We start from the raw sequence: 1,346 nt of genomic DNA, 5'->3' as shown, positions 1-1,346 counted from the left end.
GGTGAGGGCACCAGACCGCAGTGGAGCCAATCACTCCCCTAGCGTCGCCACCATCACCGCCTTAATCGTGTGCATCCGGTTTTCCGCCTGGTCGAACACGATGCTCGCCGCCGACTCAAACACCTCGTCCGTCACCTCCATCCCGCCGTGCAGGTCGAACTCCTTCGCCATCTGCTTGCCGAGCGTGGTCTGGTCGTCATGGAACGCGGGCAGACAGTGCAGGAACTTCACGTTCGGGTTGCCGGTGAGCGCCATCATCTGCGCGTTCACCTGATACCCGCGCAGCAGCGCAATCCGCTCCGCCCACTTCTCTTTGGCTTCGCCCATCGACACCCAGACGTCGGTATAGATAAAGTCCGCGCCCTTCACGCCCGCCGCCACGTCTTCCGTCAGGGTGATTTTCCCGCCGTGCTTCTCCGCCAGCGCGCTGCACTCCGCCACCAGGCTCTCTTCCGGCCAGCAGGCCTTCGGGGCCACCAGGCGCAGATCCAGCCCGGTCAGCGCCGCCGCTTCCAGCATCGAGTTGCCCATGTTGTTGCGCGCGTCGCCCGCGTAGACCAGCGTCATCTCGTTAAACGCCTTGCCCGGCAGGTGTTCCTGCATGGTCAGCAGGTCCGCCAGCAGCTGGGTCGGGTGGAACTCGTTGGTCAGCCCGTTCCACACCGGCACGCCCGCATACTGCGACAGCGTTTCGACCACTTCCTGGCCGTGACCGCGATACTGAATGCCGTCGTACATCCGCCCGAGCACGCGCGCGGTGTCCTTAATTGACTCTTTATGCCCAATCTGGCTGCCGCTCGGCCCTAAATACGTGACGCGTGCGCCCTGGTCAAATGCGGCAACTTCGAAAGAGCATCGTGTACGGGTCGAGTCTTTTTCGAAGATGAGCGCGATGTTCTTACCGGTAAGCTTCTGTACTTCCTTGCCATTTTTCTTATCAGCCTTGAGCTGTGCGGCAAGGGTCAGCAGAGAAGTGAACTGTGCAGGGGTAAAGTCGAGCAATTTCAGAAAGTGTTTCTTGTACAGATCAGACATTTTATCCTCACATGGCGAACGCCACTTATTGAATTAAAATTCACTTTATATGTGTAATTATTCATTTGCAACCCCGTTTCACAAATCTTTCCAACAAAGGTGGAGGCAAACCCGTCCGTGTGTGAAAATAGAAGTATGTGCCGCACTTTAAAGAGGATTGAGCCATGGCAAACCCGGAATTACTGGAAGAGCAACGCGAAGAGACGCGTCTGATTATTGAAGAACTGCTGGAAGACGGTAGCGATCCGGACGCGCTGTACACCATCGAGCACCATTTCTCTGCGGATGATTTCGACGCGCTGGAAAAAATG

General features: G+C 57.1%; 3 protein-coding genes. 1 reads left to right on the top strand and 2 read right to left on the bottom strand.

Going from position 1 to position 1,346, the window contains the following annotated elements; translation table 11 throughout:
- Nucleotides 1–30: 30 nt before the first annotated feature.
- Both argF and IM273_RS22580 read right to left on the bottom strand, forming a co-directional pair.
- Complete coding sequence (argF, locus tag IM273_RS21290; protein WP_193051907.1) at nucleotides 31–1,035, bottom strand: ornithine carbamoyltransferase; 1,005 nt, start codon at nucleotides 1,033–1,035, stop codon at nucleotides 31–33.
- A complete protein-coding gene (locus IM273_RS22580) occupies nucleotides 1,005–1,100 on the bottom strand; it encodes a hypothetical protein (RefSeq protein ID WP_213014347.1) in 96 nt (31 codons plus the stop codon). The genes argF and IM273_RS22580 overlap by 31 nt, the downstream gene beginning before the upstream one ends.
- A 99-nt stretch (nucleotides 1,101–1,199) precedes the next feature.
- Between IM273_RS22580 and IM273_RS22575 the strand changes: the two genes are divergently transcribed.
- Nucleotides 1,200–1,346, top strand: a 147-nt coding sequence (locus IM273_RS22575) for a ribonuclease E inhibitor RraB (protein ID WP_192829022.1), incomplete at its 3' end; no start/stop codon positions are given.

This window comes from Enterobacter cloacae complex sp. P13B (assembly GCF_014895915.1).
In the GTDB taxonomy this organism is placed as follows: Bacteria; Pseudomonadota; Gammaproteobacteria; order Enterobacterales; family Enterobacteriaceae; genus Enterobacter; species Enterobacter bugandensis.
Note: the sequence above shows the minus strand (reverse complement) of the source record. Positions and strands in the feature narration are given on the sequence as shown.

Bases quoted from the DNA above. Each gene is read 5' to 3' on its own strand.
- argF (WP_193051907.1), bottom strand. From the start codon at position 1,035: ATGTCTGATCTGTACAAGAAACACTTTCTGAAATTGCTCGACTTTACC.
- IM273_RS22580 (WP_213014347.1), bottom strand. From the start codon at position 1,100: ATGAATAATTACACATATAAAGTGAATTTTAATTCAATAAGTGGCGTT.